This window comes from Parvibaculum indicum, assembly GCF_011762095.1.
GTDB classification, from domain to species: Bacteria; Pseudomonadota; Alphaproteobacteria; order Parvibaculales; family Parvibaculaceae; genus Parvibaculum; species Parvibaculum indicum.
The window spans coordinates 1-20785 of sequence record NZ_JAASQO010000016.1; the positions used below are offsets into that span (position 1 = coordinate 1).

A 20785-nucleotide genomic window follows, 5' to 3' on the forward strand; every position below is an offset into this window, starting at 1 on the left:
CCATCGCCCAAGGCATCGACACCTTCACTACCAAAGAATGCCGGAACTACTTCGCTGCGGCCGGATATGAATGCGAATGATCGGAAAATGCTCTAAAACGACAAAGGCCCGGCGTTTCCGCCGGGCCTTTTCTTTCGGTCTTCGGATGAAGCGTCAGCCGCCAACGCCCACGGCGCTGACGCCCACGCCGTCGCTCTTCGGATTGACGGCGAGCGAACAGCCGCCATCCGTCACGCCGGAGGGACAGAAGACGGCATTGGCCGAAGAGGTCCGGGTGGCGGGCGTCGCATCCAGCGCCCGGGCCACGCTATCCGTCGCGCTGGTCGCTTTTTGCGCGGCATAGGCGATGGAGGCCGCGCCGCGCGGGGCGCCGGTCCCGGCGCCGGAGAGATAGACGCGCTCGCCATTGGCACTCGTCACGATGAGCGGCATCAGGAACGCCGAGGCAAGCCCTTGCGGATCGAGCGCGGGCGAGGCGGCGAGCGTGACGCCGGAACTGCGCGCCGTGAGCGCGGACCCGAAAGCGCCGTTCATCGTTACGCCGCAGGCAACCGCGCCGCCCTGCCCGTCGACTGTGGCGAAAGCGGTCGATCCGAAGTCGCGGTCGATATCGGCGGGAACGCCGAGGCGTTGCGCCGTGACATTCGCGGTTTCGAGCAACGCGGAGGGCGCTACGCCTTGCGTCGCCTTCCAGATGGCGTCGGCGAATTTGCCCGCGCCCAGCTTGCGGCCGGCGAGATGGGCCGTGGTGCGGCCGTCGGACACGCTTTGCGCCGGCATCGTCTCGGCGCGGTAGTCGCGCAGGTCGTCGAGCGAGAGCTTGCCGCCGCCGGCTTTCGAGGCGGCGACGAGATCGGCCGCCACCTGCCCCGCATAGAACCCGTTCACGCCCCGGCTCCGGATCAGCGCGAGCGTGGACGCAAGATCGACCCGGTCGAAACTATCGAGTTCGCGATAGACGCCGCCATCGGGCTTCATGAAACTGTGCCGCAACCCGTCGGAGGCGGAGACGGTCTGCGCAGCGGCGGCGAGCTGCTTGGCAAAGGCACGGGAAACGGGCACGCCGGTGGCCGCGAGGCGTTCGGCGGGCGCAACCACCGCGCTCCAGTCCTGACTGCCGAAACGGGCTTGAAGCAGACCGAAACCGCGCACATTGCCCGGCACGGCAACCGCTCCCCCGTCGCGCGGCCGGCGCGTGAGGAAGGACACGGTTTCCACCTTGTTGCTCTCAGGCTCGCGCACGAGGCAGACGCCGCCGCCGCCGAGACCGGCCGAGGCCGGATAGGTGACCGACAACGCGAAATAAAGCGCCGCGGCGGCATCGGCGGCGTTCCCGCCTTTTTCCAGAACCTCGCGGGCGGCGAGCGCGGCGCGCGGCTCGTCGGCGACGGCGGCGCCTGCGAAGGACGAGGCGGAACTGTCGACTTCCGGGCGGCGGCCGGCTTCGCGTTCGGCCTTTCGCTCCACGCCGCCGCTGCCGACGGTGACGCCCAGCGGTTCGTCCGCGCCGGAGCCGCCGGAACCGAAATCGGGGACGGAACAGGCCGTCAGCGACAAACCGAACAGAACCGCTGCGCCGAATGCGGCGGGACGGCGCCGGGCCGCCGCGGATCTCGCTTTGCTGCGGTGCGGTACGGCGATGCGCGCGCCGCTCTTCGGATCAAAGTTTGGCCTCATTCCCACGCTTTCTATCTTCCTGTTCATCTTTCGAAAATTGCGCCGGAATCGGCGCGCTGCTTCTTAGGCTAGTTACGTTGACGGTTCCGACCCCTCCCCATAGGTTTCTGGTAACCTCAAGGGAACGAGGCGACAGCCGCCGAAACGGATCGAGCGGCATCATGATAAGATTTGCCACATTGGGCAAATGGCGAAAGCGTAATCCGGCGTACTGACCTGGGCAGGAAAAAAGAAATGGCATTCAGCCTGATGAAGAGACTTCCCGCGGCCCTGCGCATGACAGGCACTGTCGCGCTGAGCGCTGCGCTCTGTTTCGCGCCGGTGTCGCACTCCTTCGCCCAGCAGCGCGGCATCTCCCTTATTCGCGACGCGGAGACCGAAGCCCTTCTGAAGCGCTTCTCCAGCCCCATCTGGCGCGCCGCGGGGATCGACGAGAATGCGGTGCAGATCCATCTCGTGCAGGATCAGAGCATCAACGCTTTCGTGGCGGGCGGCCAGCAATTGTTCATCAATACGGGCCTCATCACCCAGTCCGACACGCCCGGGGAGCTGATCGGCGTGATCGCGCATGAAGCCGGCCACATGGCGGGCGGGCATCTGGCGCGGACGCAGGATGCGCTGGGCAATCTCGAAATGCCGCTTATCGCCAGCATGCTGCTGGGCGTCGGCGCCATCGCCGCCGGACAGGCCGATGTCGGCGCCGCCGTGCTGATGGGCAGCCAGCACATCGCGCAGCGCGGCGTCCTTGCCTATAGCCGCGAACAGGAATCGCGCGCCGACCAGGCCGGCGCCACCTTTCTGGAACGCGCGCAGCTTTCCGGCGAAGGCATGCTCGAACTCTTCGCCAAGTTCCGCGATCAGGAAGTGCTGTCCGGGCGGAGCCAGGATCCGTTCGTGCGCTCTCACCCCATTTCCGAAGATCGCCTTGCCGCGTTGCGCGGCCGCGTGGAGTCCTCGCGCTATTTCGACAAGAAGGACAGCGCCAAGGATATTCACGATCTGAAGATGGTTCAGGCCAAGCTCGTCGGCTTCATCGAAAACCCCTCCGTGACGATGAATACCTATCCGCCCTCCGATCAGAGCGACTTTGCTCATTATGCCCGCACGGTCGCCTATCATCAGCTCGGCAAGACGCAGGACGCCCTGAAGGAACTCGAGCCCGTCATCGAGCATCAGCCCGACAACCCTTTTGTCTATGAACTGAAGGGCCAGATCCTGTTCGAAAGCGGCAATATCGAGCCCGCCATCGTCGCCTATCGCAAGGCGCTGGACCTCGATCCGCGCGAAGCGCAACTTCGGATGGCGCTCGGGCAGGCCATTCTCGCCCGCGATACGGTGCCGGCGGCGAAGGAGGCTCTGCCCTATCTGCAGACCGCGACGCGCAGCATCAGCAACTACCCTTATGCCTATTACCAGCTCTCGCGGGCTTATGGCCGGCTCGACGAGATCGGCCTCGCGGAGCTGGCGACCGCACAATATTACGACACGATGGGCAATGCCCGGGAGGCTACGCGCCATGCGCGCCGCGCCCAGAAGCATCTCAAGACCGGCACGCCGGACTGGCTGAAGGCGGAAGACATCGCCTCCCAGCAGGTCACCCCCCGCGGGTGATCCAGCCCGTTTCCCTTTCGCCTATCGAGGACAAATGTTCATGCGTTCGATCCGCCCGTTTCTCCGCCTCTCCGTTCTTGCAGGCATGGGGGCCGCGCTCGCCGTCACATCGGCCTTTGCCGCCGACAAGACGTTCACCGACGAGCAGACAAGGGCCATCGAGGAGACCATCCACAACTATCTCGTCACCAATCCGGAAGTGCTGATCGAGGCGATGCAGGCGCTGGACCGGAAAGAGGCCGCCGCGGCGCAGGCCCAGGCGCGCGCGGTGATCGAGAAGAATGCGGAGGCCCTCTTCCACGATCCCTCGACCTATGTGGCAGGCAATCCGAATGGCAATGTGTCGATCGTCGAGTTCTTCGATTATCAGTGCGGCTATTGCCGGGCGAATTTCGAGCCGCTGCGCGAGACGGTGAAGCAGGACGGCAACATCCGCTTCGTGCTCAAGGAATGGCCGGTGCTGAGCCCCGCCTCGCATTTCGCCGCCAAGGCGGCGATGGCGGCCCGCGAGCAGGGCAAATATCTGGAACTTCACAATGCGCTGTTCGGCCTCAAGGGCAGGCTCACCGAAGAGCGGGTTTTCGACACGGCGGCCAAGGTCGGCCTCGATATGACGAAGCTCCAGAAAGACATGGAAGACCCCGCGATCGAAAAAGCGCTGAAGCATAACGATGCGCTTGCCAAGGCGCTGGGCTTTGAAGGCACGCCCAGCTTCATCATCGGCAAGGATGCCTATAAGGGCCTGCTGCATCCCGACGAGATCGAGGAATATGTCGCCCGGGCGCGCGACGAATGCGGCCAGACCACATCCTGCTAGCAGGCGTTTCAGGGGGCGGACATGAAACGGATCGATCTTAACGCTTACGACGTCCCGGAAATCGTCGCCCGGTGTGTGGAGGTGCCCGATGTCGGTGCGCCCGCGCCGGGCGAAGTCGTGTTCGACGTGCTGGCCTTCCCCATCAATCCCGCCGATATCGGCTTTTGCCGGGGCAGCTATCGCTTGCGCCCGCCGCTGCCCGCCACGCCGGGCGCGGAATGCGTGGGCCGCGTCACCGCCGTCGGCGACGGCGTGACGCATGTGGCGCCGGGCGATCTCGTCATCAATCTCAAGCGCGAGAACTGGACGCAGAAGCGCCGCGTGAAGGCGGAAGACGCGATCCCCGTTCCGTCGGGCCTCGACCTCAGACAGGCGGCCATGTTGCGGATCAATCCGCCCACGGCGCTTTTGCTGCTCACCGATATCGTGGACCTCAAGCCGGGCGACTGGATCGTGCAGAATGCCGCCAACTCCGCCGTGGGGCGGCTCGTCGTCACCTTCGCGCGGGAGCGCGGCATCCGCACGGTGAATGTCACGCGGCGCGACGATGTGTTCGACGAGCTGAAAGCGCTCGGCGCCGATCTCTGCCTCACCGACGGGACCGATCTGCCCGAGCGGGTGAAGGAAGCCACGGACTGCGCGGATATTCCGTTCGCCATCGACGCGGTTTCGGGAAGCGCGACGGCGCGCATGGCGGCCTGCGTCCATGACGAGGCGACCGTCTGCACCTATGGCGCCATGTCAGGTGCCGGGCCCGAACTGCCGGTCGGCGATCTCATCTATCGCGGCGTCAATTTTACGGGCTTCATGCTGGGACGTTTTCTGGAAAGGCGGAGCACGGACGACATCCGCGCGATCTATACCGACCTCGCCGCGAAAATGGAAAACGGCCTCATCCACGCGCCGGTGGACAGCGTCTATCCCATCGAAGAAATCCGCGACGCCCTCATCCGCGCACAGACGGGCGGCCGACACGGCAAGGTGCTGGTGAGCCCGAACGGGGCGGTTTGACCCTCGCCGTCATTGCGAGCGAAAGCGAAGCAATCCAGAAGCGACAGACTCCGCGCTGGATTGCGTCGTCGCTTCGCTTCTCGCAATGACGACGTTCAGATCAGCCCCGCCAGCGGCGAACTCGGGTCGGCATATTTTCGCTTGGGCATGCGGCCGGCCAGATAGGCGTCGCGTCCGGCTTTGACGGCGTATTTCATTGCGCGGGCCATGCGGATCGGATCCCTGGCTTCAGCAATCGCCGTGTTCATCAGCACGCCGTCGCAGCCCAGTTCCATCGCAATCGCGGCGTCCGACGCGGTGCCGACGCCCGCATCCACGATCACCGGAACATTGGCGTTCTCGATGATGATGCGGATATTGACCGGGTTCTGGATGCCAAGGCCGGAGCCGATGGGGGCCGCGAGCGGCATGATGGCGCTGCAGCCCATCTCTTCCAGCTTCTTGGCCATGATGGGGTCGTCGGAGCAATAGACCATCACCTTGAAGCCGTCTTCCAGCAGCTTCTCGGCGGCGCGCAGCGTCTCCACCATGTCGGGATAGAGCGTCTTCTGGTCGCCCAGCACTTCGAGCTTCACCAGGTCCCAGCCGCCCGCCTCGCGCGCAAGGCGCAGCGTGCGGATGGCGTCTTCCGCGGTGAAGCAGCCCGCCGTGTTCGGCAGATAGGTCACTTTCTTCGGATCGATATGATCCACCAGCATGGGCTCGTCGGGGTTCGTCACGTTCACGCGGCGCACCGCGACCGTCACCATCTCCGCGCCGGCGGCTTCCACCGCGGCGGCGTTCTGGGCGAGGTCCTTGTATTTGCCGGTGCCGACGATCAGGCGCGACGTCATGCGGCGGCCCGCCACCTCCAGAACATCCTCAGCCGATGCGTCCGTTACAGCCTCAGCAGTGTCAGCCACTTTCAAACTCCTCTCAGCCGCCGCCCACAAAGCGGACGATTTCCAGCCGGTCGCCCGGCTTCAACGCAATCTCGGCATAGGCCGAGCGCGGCACGATCTCCAGATTGAGTTCGACCGCGATCTTGTCGGGCGCAAAGCCCAGCCGGTCGAGAAGGCCCCGAACCGTCAGCCCCTGCGCTTCCGCCTCGGGCACTTCATAGGGCTCGCCATTGATGGTGAATGTCATTCGACCCAGCGTCACGCTCGCAAATCATGCCCGGGACGGTTTCCGCGGGGCTTTTCAGGGATATTGGGTGAGCCGGATGGGTAATTCAACCCGGCCCCGGCAAGCCATCTAGCGGCTAAGGCTTTCTGCGGCAAGGACTTTCGCAAGCGCAGGGCTTCGCGTATAAAAGGCCCGCATCGAATCGGGGGATGAGGGGATTTCCGCGGGTTACGGCGAACATATTTTTGCCCGCTTAACCCTCTATCCCCTAGCATTCCGACACACGATCCTGCCGCAACCGGGTCCGGCCCATCCTCATGTCCAGCTTCAAACCCATATATGTGCTCAACGGCCCCAATCTGAACCTGCTCGGGCAGCGGGAGCCGGAGATTTATGGCCGCGCGACGCTGGCCGATATCGAGAAACTCGTATCGGACAAGGCCGGCGCGCTAGGCCTCGCCGCGGAGTGCCGCCAGAGCAATCATGAGGGCGAGCTGGTGACCTGGATTCAGGAAGCGCGGGAGAAGGCATCCGGCCTTATTCTCAACGCCGCCGCCTATACTCATACCTCAGTCGCCCTCCAGGATGCGCTGGCGACGCTGGACATTCCCGTGATCGAGGTTCACATCTCCAATATCTTCAAGCGGGAAAGCTTCCGTCATCATTCAACCGTCTCCCCGGTCGCCACCGGGGTGATATGCGGTCTTGGTATCACGGGATACGAACTGGCGCTCGATGCCATTCACCGGATACTGACCACCAACTGAAAACGCCTTGGCGCGTACCGGGCTCCGCCCGGCAACAGGGAAAAGCTAATCGAGATGAGCAATTCAGGTGTCGATCAGGAACTGATCCGCGAGCTCGCCGCTCTGCTGAAGGAAACCGAACTGAGCGAGATCGAAATCGAGACGGACAACCTGAAGCTGCGCGTGGCGCGCCACCTCCAGTCCGCTTCCGTGTCCGTGGCGCCCGCCGCCGCGCCTGCGCCCGCCGCGGCACCGGCCGCGCCCGCGCCGTCCGCGGCCGACATGGCCTCCCATCCGGGCGCGGTCCCCTCGCCCATGGTCGGGACGGCCTATCTTGCGCCCGAACCCGGCGCCGCGCCTTACATCAGCGTCGGCTCGACCGTGAAGGAAGGCCAGACCGTGCTGATCGTGGAAGCCATGAAGACCATGAACCACATCCCGGCGACGCGCTCCGGCACGGTGAAAGAAATCCTCGTCGAAGACGGCCAGCCGGTCGAATTCGGCGAACCCTTGCTCATTATCGAATAAGGCGGGCGCCGCAGCCGATGTTTGAAAAGGTTCTCATCGCCAATCGCGGCGAAATCGCGCTCCGTATCCATCGCGCCTGCCGCGAAATGGGTATCAAGACGGTAGCCGTTCATTCCACGGCAGACGCCGATGCCATGCATGTGCGCCTGGCCAATGAAAGCGTCTGTATCGGTCCGCCCTCCGCGACGGACAGCTATCTGAACATTCCGGCGATCATTTCCGCCTGCGAAATCACCGGCGCCGACGCGGTGCATCCCGGTTACGGCTTCCTGTCGGAGAATGCGCGCTTTGCCGAAATTCTCGAAGCGCATGGCATTACCTTCATCGGGCCGACGGCGGAACATATCCGCCTGATGGGCGACAAGATCCAGGCGAAATCGACCGTGAAGGAGCTGGGCATTCCGGTCGTGCCGGGATCCGACGGCGCCATCAAGACGGACGACGAAGCCTACAAGGTCGCCGAGGAGACGGGCTTTCCCGTTCTCGTGAAGGCGGCGGCGGGCGGCGGCGGACGCGGCATGAAGGTCGCCCAGACCCGCGAGGAGCTGTCCGGCGCGCTGGCCAATGCGCGCTCGGAGGCCAAGGCCGCCTTTGGCGACGACAGCCTCTATATGGAGAAATATCTCGGCCAGCCGCGCCATATCGAAATTCAGGTCGTGGCGGACAGCCATGGCAATGTCGTGCATCTGGGCGAACGCGATTGCTCCCTGCAGCGCCGCCACCAGAAGGTTCTGGAAGAATGCCCCTCGCCCGCGCTCAACGATGCGCAGCGCGCGGAGATCGGCGGCATCGTTTCCAAGGCCATCAAGGGGCTCGGCTATCTGGGCGTCGGCACGGTGGAGTTCCTCTACGAGAATGGCGAGTTCTTCTTCATCGAGATGAATACGCGCCTGCAGGTGGAACATCCGATTACCGAAATGGTGACCGGGATCGATCTCGTCCGCGAACAGATCCGCATCGCGGCGGGGCTCGAAATGAGCTTCACGCAGGATGAGGTCGCCTTCTCCGGCCACGCCATCGAATGCCGCATCAACGCGGAAGACCCGCGCACCTTCACGCCCTCCCCCGGCACCATCAAGGATTTCCATACGCCGGGCGGTCTTGGGGTGCGCGTCGATTCAGGCGTCTATTCCGGCTACCGCATTCCGCCCTATTACGACAGCCTGATCGGCAAGCTGATCGTGCATGGGCGTAACCGCAACGAATGCCTGATGCGGCTTCGCCGCACGCTGCACGAATTCGTGATCGACGGGGTAAAAACCACCATTCCTCTGTTTCAGGAGCTGGTGAATGAGCCCGATTTCATCAATGGCGACTATCACATTCACTGGCTCGAGGACTTCCTCGCCGAAACGACCTGACCCGCCACGGCTTTCTCACCGCGGGAGCTTCCGTTCATGAACGAGAACGGGATAGATGCCGACGTGCTTTTGCGCGCCTATGCCTATGGCGTCTTTCCCATGGCGGAATCGCAGGACGATCCGGAACTCTACTGGATCGACCCGGAGCAGCGCGGCATCCTGCCGCTCGACGGTTTCCATGTCCCCAAGAGGCTGGCGCGCACCGTCAAATCCGGCGTCTTCACCGTGACGGTAAACCGGGCCTTTGCCGGTGTGATGCGGGGCTGTGCCGCGCCCGGGCCGGACCGCGACGGCACATGGATCAACGAGCGTATCTTCGCGCTTTACAACGAACTGCATGAACGCGGCGATGCGCATTCCGTCGAATGCTGGCTGAACGGCGAGCTGGTCGGCGGGCTTTACGGCGTATCGCTGGGGGCCGCCTTTTTCGGCGAGAGCATGTTCAGCCGCGCCCGGGACGCTAGCAAGGTGGCGCTGGTGCATCTCGTCGGCCGTCTCAAGGCGGGCGGATACCGCCTGCTCGATACGCAATTCGTGACGGAACATCTCAAGCAGTTCGGCGCGGTGGAAATTCCGCGCGCGGAATATCGCCGCATGCTGCACGACGCCGTGGTGAGAGACGCGGACTTCTACTGCTGGCCGCCGGATGGCGTCTCGCCGATCCTGGCCTTGCAGTCTTCCACCCAGACGTCATAGACGGGGTGTTCCAGCGCATTGAGGCCGGGGCTTTCGGCGAACATCCAGCCGCTGAAGATGGGCTGTTCTTCCGTCTCGCCCGTCTGCTCGTCGATCTGGCGGATTTCGACATAGGCCGCCGTCTGGGGCGGTTCTTCCGGCGGCTTCTTCTCGCAGGCCCGGACGAGAATATCGAGCACGCCGAAACGCGCATGTTCGCCCACCTTCGCGTCGAATTCGGAGACCCGGCCGGTAATCTTGTCGAGACCGCTGAAGACCGCCGTCTTGTAGCTGTCGGCCAGAGCCGGCGCGGCAAGCGCACTGCCCGTCAGGAACAGCGCGGCAAGAGCCGCCGTCGCGCGTCGTGTGAAACCTCGTGCCATCGCCCTGTCCTGCACCCTACGCCCCGCGCACCCCGTCCATCGGTCGCTTGCGCCGGTTAGTTGCCGTCGTCCTTCTTGCCACCTTCGGTGGAGAACAGCGCCTGACCGATCAGGCCCATCAGGTCGACGGAGCCTTGCGTGAACATGATCTCGTCGCCATCGGCGAGATAAGTCTCGCTGCCGCCCGGCACCACCGACACATAGTTGGAGCCCAGCAGGCCCTCGCTGGTGATCTTGGCGTTGCTGTCGTCGGGAATTTTCACGCCCGCATCGAGGTTGAGATCGACGACTGCCTGGTAATTGTCCGGATCGAGGCGCTGGCCCACGACCGTGCCGATCTTGATGCCGGACATGCGGACATCCGAGCCATTGGTCAGCCCGTCCACGCGGCTGAATTCCGCCGTCACCTTGTAGCCGTCGCCCGACCGCACACCGGCGGTCGAATAGCCGTAGAAAAGGAAAACGGCTGCGATCAGAACGACGACCGTGCCGATCAGCGTTTCGACGAGATTGCTCTGCATGGAAATCCCCGATTGATCCCTATCGACACCTGCCCGGCCGGTGGGCCCGGCCGGTTTTCAGGCCCGTTTATTCAGGCTGCCAGGCCTCGTAGTCGCCGGTGGCCCGAGGCCGCTGTCCGTCGACATGGAGAGAGCCCTTGGGCCGGTACGCGCGCGGCGTGCCCGTCCAGTTGGGCTGGTGCGGCTTCTGCCAGTCGCGCGGCATGTAGTCTTCCTCGCTGGGCGGCACATCGGTGCGGTGATGCAGCCAGCCATGCCAGCCCGGCGGAATGCGGGAGGCTTCCGCCTCGCCGTTATAGATCACCCAGCGGCGGGTATAACCGCCGATCTGCCGACCGTCCCGGGCTTCGTAATAGCGATTGCCCTGATCGTCTTCGCCGACGTGTTTGCCCTTCCGCCATGTGTAGAAGCGGGTGCCCATCGTCTGCCCCTGCCACCAGATGAAGATTTCGGAAAACAAACCCATTTGCTCTGACCTTTCGGCGGGACCGGCCTTTCGGCGCGGCAACCGCTTCGGAACGCTGAAATTCGCGCCGAATATGGCACCCGAACCCGGAATGGTCCAGTGGCCAGGGGGCCCGTCTCGTGAGTTTAGGTCGGATCAGTCCAGCGTCCAGCTTTCGCGCAGCGGCTCCAGCGCCCCGGCATGGCCCGCGCCGCCGGCATGGGCGGCGGGCATGGGGATGGGCTGGCGGTATCCGGCCCCGACCACCTCATATGGACGATCGTCGGCCAGCACCCATTCTATGCGGTGATGAAGGCTTGCGGCGGTCACCGGCTTTACCAGCAAATGCGTAGCGCCATTGTCGAAGGCTTGCTGCACCAGTTTACGGGAGGCATGCCCGGTCAGCACGATGACGGGGATAAAGCAGAAGGGCTGGTTGTCGAGCCCGCGCAGCTCGCGCAGGAAGTCGCCGCCCTTCATCGGGGCCATTTCCCAGTCCGTTATGACGAGGTCGTAACCGCCCCCGGGGATCATCGCCAGCGCCTCGCTGCCGTCCGAGGCCTGTGAAATCGATCCGACGCCGAACGCGTTCAGGAGCGTGCGCAGCAAGAGCCTCATGCCGCTATTGTCTTCGACAATGAGGACATTGAGGTCGCTTATCGCTTTCCCGAAGGATGGGTTCGCCTCTTCTACTCGCACCGTTCAGACCCTGCCAGACCGCATCCGTTAACACATTAGGCGAATCCATCTTTCCGAATAGCTAACGCAATTGGCCGATTCGTAACCGAAACGAGTGAGTCAGGCTGAAATCGAACCTCAATATGTTGCGATTTATCAGGCGCGACACGCTATCGCTTGACGCATGGGCGGACCCTTCATAGGATTTTCTCCTCTCAGGGGATGGGGCGCGAGGCGACAGGCTCCCGTTAAGAAACGACCATCTGAGCGACGGAAAAACATTTCGGATCAAACGGTTAGACCCGTTTGAAAGGAATGCGTCCGGCGCAGGGGATTGCTTGTCTCCGCTCCCAGCCTCCTGAGAAGAGCGCAGCGACCAGAAAATGCGGAGACCGGGGCCAGATATGCGTATCCAACGTTGCTTTACCGTCGAGGGGCACAGCCCCTATGAGAGCATTCCCTTCAGAACGGCCACGAGCGAGATCCGCAATCCGGACGGTTCGGTCGTATTCCATCTGGACGACATTCAGGTTCCGGCGGAATGGAGCCAGGTCGCGAGCGACATCCTGGCCCAGAAATATTTCCGCAAGGCGGGCGTAGCGGCGAAGCTGAAGCCGGTCGAGGAAGAGACGGTTCCCTCCTGGCTCTGGCGCCAGGTGCCCGATGAGGAAGCGCTGGCCGCGCTCCCGGAAGAAGAACGCTTCGGCCCGGAAAAGGATGCGCGGCAGGTCTTCAACCGCCTTGCCGGCACCTGGACCTATTGGGGCTGGAAAGGCGGCTATTTCGACGGCGAGGGCGACGCGCAGGCGTTTTACGACGAGATGCGCTTCATGCTGGCCGCGCAGATTTCCGCGCCCAATTCGCCGCAATGGTTCAATACCGGCCTTCACTGGGCCTATGGCATCGACGGCCCGGCGCAGGGCCACTACTACGTCGATCCGGAAACCGGCGAGACGGTGCGCGCCACCAGCTCCTACGAGCACCCGCAACCCCATGCCTGCTTCATCCAGAGCGTGGGCGACGACCTCGTGAACGAAAACGGGATCATGGACCTCTGGGTCCGCGAGGCGCGTCTCTTCAAATACGGCTCGGGCACGGGCACGAATTTCTCCTCGCTGCGCGGCGAGAACGAACCGCTGTCGGGCGGCGGCAAGTCGTCGGGCCTGATGAGCTTCCTCAAGATCGGCGACCGGGCGGCGGGCGCGATCAAGTCCGGCGGCACCACGCGGCGCGCGGCCAAGATGGTGATCGTCGATGTCGACCACCCCGATATCGAGGAATTCATCAACTGGAAGGTGACCGAGGAACAGAAGGTCGCCGCGCTGGTGACCGGCTCCAAGATCAACCGGAAGCACCTCAATGCCATCATGAAGGCCTGCGTGAACTGCGACGGCCCCGATGACGATTGCTTCAACGCGAAGAAGAACCCCGCGCTCAAGCGCGAAGTGCTGGCCGCGCGCAAGGCGCATGTGCCGGAGAACTATATCCAGCGCGTGATCCAGTTCGCCAAACAGGGCTACAGGGAAATCGACTTCCGCACCTATGACACGGACTGGGATTCGGAAGCCTATCTCACCGTCTCCGGCCAGAACTCCAACAATTCCATCCGCGTGACGAACGAGTTCCTGCAGGCTGTGGAGAATGACGGCGACTGGACGCTGCGAAACCGGACCCGCGACACCGAGGCCCGCACGCTGAAGGCGCGCGACCTCTGGGATTCGGTCGGCCACGCCGCCTGGGCGAGCGCCGATCCCGGCATCCAGTTCCACACCACCATCAACGACTGGCACACCTGCCCTGCCTCCGGCCCGATCCGCGCCAGCAATCCGTGCTCGGAATATATGTTCCTGGACGACACGGCCTGCAACCTCGCCTCGCTCAACCTCATCCAGTTCCGCGAGGACAATGGCCGCTTCGATGTGGAGGCCTTCGAGCATGCCGTGAAGCTCTGGACCATCGTTCTGGAAATCTCCGTCGCCATGGCGCAGTTCCCGAGCAAGGCGATCGCGGAGCTTTCCTATCGCTACCGCACGCTGGGGCTGGGCTTTGCCAATATCGGCGGGCTGCTCATGTCCTGCGGCATCCCCTACGATTCCGATCAGGCGCGCTCCATCACGGGTGCCATCAGCGCCATCATGACGGGCGTTTCCTATGCGACGTCGGCCCAGATGGCCAAGGAACTCGGCCCCTTCCCCGGCTATGCCGACAATGCCGATCACATGCTGCGCGTGATGCGCAATCACGGCCGCGCGGCGCATGGCGTGACCGCCGGCTATGAGGGGGTCAACCAGCCGCCGGTGCCGCTCGACGCCGAAAACTGCCCGCAACGCGACCTGATCGACCATGCCCGCGCGGCATGGGACGTCGCCTGCGCCATGGGCGAGGCCTATGGCTATCGCAACGCCCAGGCCAGCGTCATCGCGCCGACCGGCACGATCGGCCTGGTGATGGATTGCGACACCACCGGCATCGAGCCCGATTTCGCACTGGTGAAATTCAAGAAGCTGGCCGGCGGCGGTTATTTCAAGATCATCAACCGCGCCGTGCCGCAGGCTCTCAATACGCTCGGCTATTCGCGCGAGGAGATCGAGGGCATTGTCGGCTACGCGGTCGGCTACGGTACGCTGGCCGACGCGCCGGGCGTCAATCATGCCGCGCTGCGCGCCAAGGGCTTCACCGAAGCGGAGATCGAAACCGTGGAAGGCGCCCTCGCCACGGCCTTCGACATTCGCTTCGTCTTCAACAAATGGACGCTGGGCGAGGAGTTCTGCACGCAGGTGCTGGGGCTCGACGCCGAGGCGATGGACGATCTCGATTTCGACCTTCTGCGCGCCATCGGCTTCACCAATGCCGAAATCGAAGCCGCCAATCTCCATGTCTGCGGCGCCATGACGCTCGAAGGCGCGCCGCATCTGAAGGACGAGCATCTGCCGGTCTTCGACTGCGCCAATCCGTGCGGCCGCACGGGCAAGCGGTTCCTCTCCGTGGAGAGCCATATCCGCATGATGGCGGCGGCCCAGCCTTTCATCTCCGGCGCGATCTCCAAGACGATCAACATGCCGAACGATGCAGGCGTGGAAGAGTGCAACGCGGCCTATATGCTGTCCTGGAAGCTGGGTCTCAAGGCCAATGCGCTTTACCGCGACGGGTCCAAACTTTCCCAGCCGCTCAATGCGCAGATCCTCGAGGACGAGGATCTCGACGAGGACGAGGAAGAGACCTTCGTCGAGCGCGTCGCCGCCGCACCGGCTCAGGAACGCGCCCGCGTGGTTGCCGAGCGTGTGGTGGAACGTGTCGTGGAGCGCTCCCGCGAGCGCCTGCCCGACCGGCGCAAGGGCTACACGCAGAAAGCGCTTGTGGGCGGTCACAAGGTCTATCTGCGCACCGGCGAATATGACGACGGCAAGATCGGCGAAATCTTCATCGACATGCACAAGGAAGGCGCCGCTTTCCGCTCGCTGATGAACAATTTCGCCATCGCCATCTCGCTCGGCCTGCAATATGGCGTGCCACTGGAAGAATATGTGGAGGCCTTCACCTTCACGCGCTTCGAGCCGGCGGGCCTCGTTCAGGGGAACGATCGCATCAAGAATGCGACGTCGATCCTCGACTATGTGTTCCGCGAGCTGGCCGTCTCCTATCTCGGCCGGTCCGACCTCGGCCATGTGGAACCGGAAGACCTCGACCACACGGCCATGGGCGACGGCGCGGATGAAGGCAAGCTGCCGGAAGCGGTCCCCGCCTCCGCCGTGGTGAGCCCCGGCTATACGCGCAACGCGCAGCTCGGCAATCTCTACCTCGTGCGCGGCGGCGCGGCGTCGGACGCCAAGAAGGCGGCCGAGAAAACCGGCACCCAGGCCATGCTCGACGCGACGTTGGACGCCGAAGACATGGCGGGCATCAGCCTGCATGAAGAAACCGTGGAAGCGAGCGTCGCGGTATCGGGCGGCGGCGGGGGCGGCAGCTTCGCGGCCAGCACCATGTCCCGCGTCACCGAAGCCCGGATGAAGGGCTATGAGGGCGAAGCCTGCGGCGAATGCGGCAACTTCACCATGGTCAGGAACGGCACCTGCCTCAAATGCGACACCTGCGGGAGTACGAGCGGCTGTAGTTAGCTATCGCCAAGCCTGTAGCGCCCGTTGTGCTAGCCGGTGATACAAGGCAGAGATAACCTTGTCGTCATCGTGATCTTTGTCAGCACCATACCAAAGAAAGGAACCCTCTGTTTCCGTGAACGAATAGAAGGATGAAATAACCGAGACTCGTTTCGCCGTGGGATAACGCCCTCGCCACAGCACACATTCTGTTAGCACCCTTAAAAGTTCAATTTCCCTCGTGTTCGTTGTGTCATCAATAAGCTTGGCCATTTCAACGAGGTCGTGCCCCGCCGGCGGTTTGTACACGCCCATTTTTGCAGCAGGAATGTCTGCCTGTGCGATCAAAATTGACTTCATAAGACATTCGAAAGCCATTCCAAGCAACATGAGTCCGGTATTCTCCGACATCATAGCCCACTCGGTTTTTGCGATTGGCCTAGGGAACTGTTCAGCTTCTTTATCGGCGTCAACCTCCGATGAAGCTTTCTTTTGCTTAGCCCATTGATTAGACATCTCCTGTTTTGCGCTAGTGCAAATTTCGAGGATGATCTTTGCACAGAACCACAACTTCTGAGATTGCATGAACCACTCGTGAGGCGAATTGGCTACGGCATCAAAATTTTCATTCATGAAGTCTTCCATGTTTGGAGGAATTCCTGATGTTCCTTTTGCCATGCCTTTCTCCTGAGGACGATCCGCTACTGTTTATCTGCTCAGCATATCGGACACTCGGAACCATTTCCTCTCCAACCCTCCGCGCCCGTGCCAATCTGATCTCGCGCCTCGAAGGGCACGACCGAACGACCAGTTGCGTGAAGATGAAGTGGCCTACTGCGCGGAATTGGCTGGCGGAGTAACTATCACAACAAAAATGGCATGGCCCGACTTATCCGGGCCGTGACGTGTCTATGGGGAAGTAGGCTTTCTTCTCCCCTTCACCCACTTTGTCCGCTTCGCCGCAACCCGCACTAGGCGCTCGAGACGTTCTCTGTACCTTAGGCGTCTACGAAGTTCTCATCTCAATCACAGCACTCGTCATTACCTAGTGCCCCTCCCAGTCTGCTTTGACAAAAACAGATGTAACGAACGCATAGCCTGCAGCACATTAGATTTGCAATATAGTGGTATAGAGTGCCAGCTAGGTTAGCAGCGAACAAAAGTCACACTGGCCATCATATCTCTTTTTCCTGTCAGCTCGACAGATGTTTCGAGATGGTGAGGAGCAGCTCGGCCGGGCGGACGGGTTTGGTGACGACATCGTCCATGCCCGCCTCGAGGCAGGCTGCACGGTCTTCCGCCGAGGCATTGGCGGTGAAGCCGATCACGGGCAGGCCCGCGCCGCCCTCGCGCAGCCGGCGCGTCGCGGTCAGCCCGTCCATGACGGGCATTTCGATATCCATCAGAACGGCATCGAACTCCGCTCCCTTCAGCATCTCAAGCCCTTCCGCCCCGTTGAAAGCGAATGCGACCTCGATGCCGACAATATCCAGCATGCCCTTGACGACCTTGCGATTGATCTCGTTGTCCTCGACGACCAGCACACGGCGCCCCGCCAGCGGGCTGGATACGACATTTGCCGCGTCCTCTTCCGCCTGCCGGTCGGCTTCCTGCGGCTTGCCGGGCTTCACGGGCAGCACGACGCGGAATTCCGATCCCCTGCCCACCTCGCTTTCCAGCTCGATCGATCCGTTCATCAATGAGACGAGACGGGCGGTGATGGCCAGGCCGAGGCCGGTGCCGTCATGGCGCTGCCGCCCCTGCTGAAGCTGCTCGAACTCTTCGAAAATCGTTTTCCGCCTGTCTTCCGGTATGCCCGGGCCGGTATCGATGACGCGCAACACAAGTTCCAGCGACTGCAGGCCCTGCCTCGTTTCGGCAAAGAGCGAGACCGTGCCGCGCTCGGTGAACTTCACCGCGTTGCCGAGCAGGTTGAACAGGATCTGGGAGATGCGGTTCGGATCGCCCTTCAGCCATCTGCGCGCGGAAATGGGCAGGACCGCGTTGAAGGTCAGCCCCTTTTCCTCCGCCCGCCCGGCCATCAGATCGCAAACCATCCGGAAGACCGTGTCGGCATTGAAATCGATATCGTCGATGTCGAGCTTGCCGGCCTCCAGCTTGGCCATGTCGAGAATGTCATTGATGATCGACAACAGCATCTCCGCGGAATGCTGCGCCGTCTCGATCATCGCCTTCTGGTCGTCGGTTGCGCCGGTCTGTTCCAGCAGTGTCAACATACCGAGAACACCGGTCATCGGCGTGCGGATTTCATGGCTCATCGCCGCCAGAAAATCGCTCTTCGCCTTGTTCGCCCACCGGGCGGCGTCGCGGGCCTCGATCAGTTCGGTTTCGCCGCTCTTCTGGGCGGAGATGTCCTGAATTTGCGAAATGAAATAGAGCGGCGCGCCATTGTCCGAGCGGATGACGGCGACGGCGAGATGGACCCAGATCAGTTCGCCGTCCTTGCGGAAATAGCGCTTCTCCATCTGGTAGGTGGTGCGCTTGCCTTCCACGCATTCGTGAAGAAGATCGAGATCGGCTTCCAGATCGTCCGGATGCGTTATGTCCTGGAAGGTCTTTTCGTAAAGCTCGTCCTCCGTGTATCTCAGCATGTCGATCAGGGCATTGTTGACCTGCAGCCATGACCCGTCCAGCGAGACCAGCGCAATTCCGTGCGCCGCTCCCTCCAGCGCCATGCGAAAGCGCTTGTCGGCCCCGTTGCCGAAAATGGGATCGGACAAATCCTGGAAAAAACCGGCAACGTGATACTCGTCCCGCTCCGTACAGCAGGCCCGCACCGAGAAGGGCGAACGGTCTTCCGTGAAGTTCAACGTCACAGCATCGCCCGGCACGCATTCGCCCAGCCATGCGTGAAGCCGGTCCAGAGAAGGCGTCTGATAGTCGGGCGAGAACACCGGCTGTCTGGGGATCCCCAGCTTCGTCAATCGCGGGTGATCGAGATGCAGGCGATCCGCGGCGATGTCGAAGCGCCACTTTCCCAGCGAGAAGGCCTGCCCGAGCCAATCGGGCAAGTCGATCCTTCCGGGTATTTTCATGGCTTGTTTGCCGAGACTCATGCCGGGGCCATCCGATTCAACGATGCAGGCAGGTTTCCTGCCGTAATCACATGCCGGATTCTCGCTGCGAGTCCTTAACTCAAAGGTAAATTTATGCTCGGGTTAGATCGTGATTTCTTCGTTTTGGCGGTACTACACTGCGGAAAAACACGAGATTTTTTCAATAAGACACACGGATACGGCTTGTCCGGATATTCTGGAAAAACGGCTCGCCCGAAATAGACGCTTTCCGGCCCGCCGCCCCAGAACGGCCCGAATGCTGACGCCAGATGGCGGCTGCCGGCAGGGCGGAAAGGACTTCCCGCCCCGCAACCGCAAAGAACACTCAAAGGAGGCCTTCATGACCAAATTTTTCCGCAATGCGGTCTCCCTGCCCGCCGTCGTCCTGATGGTCGTCGGCCTTTCCGCAGGCGCCGCGCAGGCGGCACAGAAGACGGCCCAGGGCGATCTGTGGTCCGTCATCAGCACGGATTCCCGCTTCTCGATCCTTGCACGGATTATCGAGGGCGTCGGCCTGCAATGGCGCTATCAGGGGGGCGATGCCCGCACCGTGTTCGCGCCAACCAATGACGCCTTCGAAATGATCCCCGGCGGATATGGGGACATGATCGCACCGTCGAACGAGAGCACGAAAAACAATGTCCAGGCGCTGCTGCTCTATCAGATCGTGTCCGGCCGGGTGGATATGGATGCGCTTCAAACGCCCCGCGTGATGACCACCTACCAGAAGGGCAAGGTGGAAATCGCCATGAAGGACGGAACGGTCCGATATGGGGGTGACTATGGCGGGAGCGTCGCCGGAGACCCGGTCCGCGCGGCGAACGGCATACTCGTCCCGATCGACGGCGTCCCCATGCCCTCCTTCTCCGATGTCGACCCGGAGACGGCCGGCGCCGCCGCGGCCGAATAGCGTTCGGCGTCAGAGCAACAGGTCGAGATCGGCGGACACCCGGTCGCGCAGCTCTTTCGGCTTCATGTGGGTGAGATCCTTGTCGATCTCGCCCACAACCCTTTTCCGGATCTCGCCATGCAGTTCGTCGCGCAGGTCGCCGAGAAATTCGGGCGAGGCGACGACAACCAGTTCGTCGAATTTTCCCTTTTGCGCTTCCTCGCCCAGCACCGTGGCGACGTAGCGGGCGAAATTTTCCTTCGCGAGCTTTTCCATATCGGAGCGCGGTTCCATGGCGTGGCGCTGCGCGCCGACGCTTTCATGCACCCGGCCCGGGCGGTCGTCATCGCCTTTCTTGCCGGAAGGCGGATTGGGCATGTGAAGCTCGTAGGGCAAGGCTTCCCTCAGCCCTTCATTGCGCTTCGCGCTCTCATACATCTTCGCACTGTGGCCGTTGGCGACCAGAACCCAGATCTTTTTCGGTGTCATGGCTGTCCCGTCCGTTTGTCCGCATAGAAGATATTGTCGGCAGCGGTTTCTCTTTCAACATCCATTCTGACGGCGTTGAATCTGCATGAGCTTGATTCAGATCATGTCACAATAGAAACAAACTTCTCAGACTATCCTGCGTTCGTCCGGTTCTTCGTGTAAGGGCCCGCCCGCATGAGGGCCGGTAGTTTTTTGTCGGCAGGATTTGAGGAGCTTACCCGTGACCAAACAGGAGAACGGCAAGGATTTCGGCGGACTGTTCGGCAGCCAACTGGAAAATTTCTTTCCGATTGGCGGCACGTCGGTCGAAAAAGCGATGAACGAGTCTCTCGGTGCCTGCAAGGACGGCATGGCCGCCTGGCAGGACGAGATGAAGCGCTTTACGGAGCAGCGCATGGAAGTGGCCAAGGACGCTTTCGACCAGCTCCGCGAGGCGAAGTCTCCGATGGACGCCGTGAAGGTGCAGAACAAGTATCTGACCGATGCGGCATCGGCCTATCTCGAAGAGATGCGCGCGCTCGGCGATATCTGGCGGAAGATGACCAACGACAATATCGAAGCCATGTCGGAGATCGCGCCGGACGAGGCCGCGAAGCAGACCGCGAAGAAGGCACCGGCGCAGGCCAAGCAGCAGGCGGCGGCGGAATAAAGCCTTCCGGCCGGACATGAAAAACCC

At 62.4% G+C, this 20785-nt stretch carries 20 protein-coding genes; 10 read left to right on the forward strand and 10 right to left on the reverse strand.

Going from position 1 to position 20785, the window contains the following annotated elements; genetic code table 11:
• Positions 1-153: 153 nt before the first annotated feature.
• Positions 154-1677, reverse strand: a complete 1524-nt coding sequence (locus FHS78_RS16555; protein ID WP_167095491.1) for a gamma-glutamyltransferase — start codon at positions 1675-1677, stop codon at positions 154-156.
• A 234-nt stretch (positions 1678-1911) separates the two neighbouring features.
• Between FHS78_RS16555 and FHS78_RS16560 the strand changes: the two genes are divergently transcribed.
• Genes FHS78_RS16560 through FHS78_RS16570 form a run of 3 tightly spaced genes read left to right on the forward strand, consistent with a single transcriptional unit; the run spans position 1912 to position 5116 of the window.
• Positions 1912-3288, forward strand: a complete 1377-nt coding sequence (locus FHS78_RS16560) for a M48 family metalloprotease (protein ID WP_167095492.1) — start codon at positions 1912-1914, stop codon at positions 3286-3288.
• A 40-nt stretch (positions 3289-3328) separates the two neighbouring features.
• A complete protein-coding gene (locus tag FHS78_RS16565) occupies positions 3329-4105 on the forward strand; it encodes a DsbA family protein (protein WP_167095493.1) in 777 nt (258 codons plus the stop codon).
• A 21-nt stretch (positions 4106-4126) separates the two neighbouring features.
• On the forward strand, positions 4127-5116 hold the full coding sequence (locus FHS78_RS16570) for a zinc-dependent alcohol dehydrogenase family protein (protein ID WP_167095494.1): 990 nt from the start codon (positions 4127-4129) through the stop codon (positions 5114-5116).
• Between the two features lie 95 nt (positions 5117-5211).
• Here the strand turns inward: FHS78_RS16570 and FHS78_RS16575 are convergent, their stop codons facing one another.
• Together FHS78_RS16575 and thiS are read right to left on the reverse strand one after the other, a co-directional pair.
• Positions 5212-6018: a thiazole synthase gene (locus FHS78_RS16575; protein WP_425500308.1), complete on the reverse strand. Its 807-nt coding sequence runs from the start codon at positions 6016-6018 to the stop codon at positions 5212-5214.
• A 13-nt stretch (positions 6019-6031) separates the two neighbouring features.
• The gene (gene thiS / locus FHS78_RS16580; RefSeq protein WP_343042002.1) at positions 6032-6259 is read right to left on the reverse strand and encodes a sulfur carrier protein ThiS; all 228 of its coding nucleotides are present in this window, start codon (positions 6257-6259) and stop codon (positions 6032-6034) included.
• Positions 6260-6540: 281 nt separating this feature from the next.
• On the opposite strand from thiS, the gene aroQ reads away from it, so the two are divergent.
• Genes aroQ through aat form a run of 4 tightly spaced genes read left to right on the forward strand, consistent with a single transcriptional unit; the run spans position 6541 to position 9554 of the window.
• The gene (gene aroQ, locus FHS78_RS16585) at positions 6541-6990 is read left to right on the forward strand and encodes a type II 3-dehydroquinate dehydratase (protein WP_167095495.1); all 450 of its coding nucleotides are present in this window, start codon (positions 6541-6543) and stop codon (positions 6988-6990) included.
• A 54-nt stretch (positions 6991-7044) separates the two neighbouring features.
• Positions 7045-7497: an acetyl-CoA carboxylase biotin carboxyl carrier protein gene (accB, locus tag FHS78_RS16590; protein WP_167095496.1), complete on the forward strand. Its 453-nt coding sequence runs from the start codon at positions 7045-7047 to the stop codon at positions 7495-7497.
• A gap of 17 nt (positions 7498-7514) precedes the next feature.
• A complete protein-coding gene (gene accC, locus FHS78_RS16595) occupies positions 7515-8858 on the forward strand; it encodes an acetyl-CoA carboxylase biotin carboxylase subunit (RefSeq protein ID WP_167095497.1) in 1344 nt (447 codons plus the stop codon).
• A 36-nt stretch (positions 8859-8894) separates the two neighbouring features.
• Positions 8895-9554 (forward strand): leucyl/phenylalanyl-tRNA--protein transferase, encoded by a 660-nt coding sequence (gene aat / locus FHS78_RS16600; RefSeq protein ID WP_167095498.1) that lies wholly within the window; start codon positions 8895-8897, stop codon positions 9552-9554.
• On the opposite strand, the gene FHS78_RS16605 is transcribed toward aat, so the two are convergent.
• From FHS78_RS16605 to FHS78_RS16620, 4 genes are all read right to left on the reverse strand, one after another.
• Positions 9488-9916 carry a DUF2155 domain-containing protein gene (locus tag FHS78_RS16605; protein ID WP_167095499.1) on the reverse strand — a complete coding sequence of 143 codons (429 nt, stop codon included), beginning with the start codon at positions 9914-9916 and terminating at the stop codon, positions 9488-9490. The genes aat and FHS78_RS16605 overlap by 67 nt on opposite strands.
• A 56-nt stretch (positions 9917-9972) precedes the next feature.
• Positions 9973-10437, reverse strand: coding sequence for an outer membrane lipid asymmetry maintenance protein MlaD (gene mlaD / locus FHS78_RS16610; RefSeq protein WP_167095500.1), 465 nt, complete (start codon positions 10435-10437; stop codon positions 9973-9975).
• 67 nt (positions 10438-10504) lie between these two features.
• The gene (locus tag FHS78_RS16615; RefSeq protein WP_167095501.1) at positions 10505-10903 is read right to left on the reverse strand and encodes an NADH:ubiquinone oxidoreductase subunit NDUFA12; all 399 of its coding nucleotides are present in this window, start codon (positions 10901-10903) and stop codon (positions 10505-10507) included.
• A 135-nt stretch (positions 10904-11038) separates the two neighbouring features.
• Positions 11039-11581 (reverse strand): response regulator, encoded by a 543-nt coding sequence (locus FHS78_RS16620; RefSeq protein ID WP_343042003.1) that lies wholly within the window; start codon positions 11579-11581, stop codon positions 11039-11041.
• Between the two features lie 383 nt (positions 11582-11964).
• Between FHS78_RS16620 and FHS78_RS16625 the strand changes: the two genes are divergently transcribed.
• Positions 11965-15675 carry a vitamin B12-dependent ribonucleotide reductase gene (locus FHS78_RS16625; RefSeq protein WP_167095503.1) on the forward strand — a complete coding sequence of 1237 codons (3711 nt, stop codon included), beginning with the start codon at positions 11965-11967 and terminating at the stop codon, positions 15673-15675.
• On the opposite strand, the gene FHS78_RS16630 is transcribed toward FHS78_RS16625, so the two are convergent.
• Positions 15676-16332, reverse strand: a complete 657-nt coding sequence (locus FHS78_RS16630; RefSeq protein WP_167095504.1) for a hypothetical protein — start codon at positions 16330-16332, stop codon at positions 15676-15678. It abuts the gene before it with no gap.
• Between the two features lie 515 nt (positions 16333-16847).
• Positions 16848-18686: a response regulator gene (locus FHS78_RS16635; RefSeq protein WP_167095505.1), complete on the reverse strand. Its 1839-nt coding sequence runs from the start codon at positions 18684-18686 to the stop codon at positions 16848-16850.
• 385 nt (positions 18687-19071) lie between these two features.
• Between FHS78_RS16635 and FHS78_RS16640 the strand changes: the two genes are divergently transcribed.
• Positions 19072-19641 (forward strand): fasciclin domain-containing protein, encoded by a 570-nt coding sequence (locus FHS78_RS16640; protein ID WP_167095506.1) that lies wholly within the window; start codon positions 19072-19074, stop codon positions 19639-19641.
• Positions 19642-19650: 9 nt separating this feature from the next.
• Here the strand turns inward: FHS78_RS16640 and FHS78_RS16645 are convergent, their stop codons facing one another.
• Complete coding sequence (locus FHS78_RS16645; RefSeq protein WP_167095507.1) at positions 19651-20109, reverse strand: baeRF12 domain-containing protein; 459 nt, start codon at positions 20107-20109, stop codon at positions 19651-19653.
• A 220-nt stretch (positions 20110-20329) separates the two neighbouring features.
• On the opposite strand from FHS78_RS16645, the gene FHS78_RS16650 reads away from it, so the two are divergent.
• Positions 20330-20758: a phasin family protein gene (locus FHS78_RS16650; RefSeq protein ID WP_167095508.1), complete on the forward strand. Its 429-nt coding sequence runs from the start codon at positions 20330-20332 to the stop codon at positions 20756-20758.
• Positions 20759-20785: the final 27 nt, after the last annotated feature.